Source organism: Burkholderia sp. SIMBA_062, from assembly GCF_046534765.1.
GTDB lineage: Bacteria > Pseudomonadota > Gammaproteobacteria > Burkholderiales > Burkholderiaceae > Burkholderia > Burkholderia ambifaria.
The window spans coordinates 1-258 of sequence record NZ_JAWRYD010000390.1 but is presented as its reverse complement, the minus strand read 5'-3'; the positions used below and the strand labels follow the sequence as shown (position 1 = coordinate 258).

Here is a 258-nt window from a genome sequence, read left to right as displayed (position 1 = left end):
CGATGAGCTCGAACTACAACACGCGTCCGCGCGCAGCGGAAGTGATGGTCGATGGTACACAGGCGCATTTGGTCCGCGCGCGCGAGGAAGTCCAGCAACTGTTTGCGGGCGAAGCGATCTTGCCGGCGTAACCAGCGCCGCGACGCATCAACAGGCGATCGAATAAAAAAGGCGATGCCCTCGGTGGCATCGCCTTTTTTGTTTGCGGCGCGCGCGCTCGTCTAACGCGGCTTCAAACTGCGCGCTCGCAGCCACACG

1 pseudogene is annotated in these 258 nt (G+C 62.0%); it reads left to right on the top strand.

The window, feature by feature from the left end:
* Positions 1-131, top strand: a pseudogene (locus SB786_RS36800) (diaminopimelate decarboxylase); the annotation flags it as partial.
* Positions 132-258 lie beyond the last annotated feature (127 nt).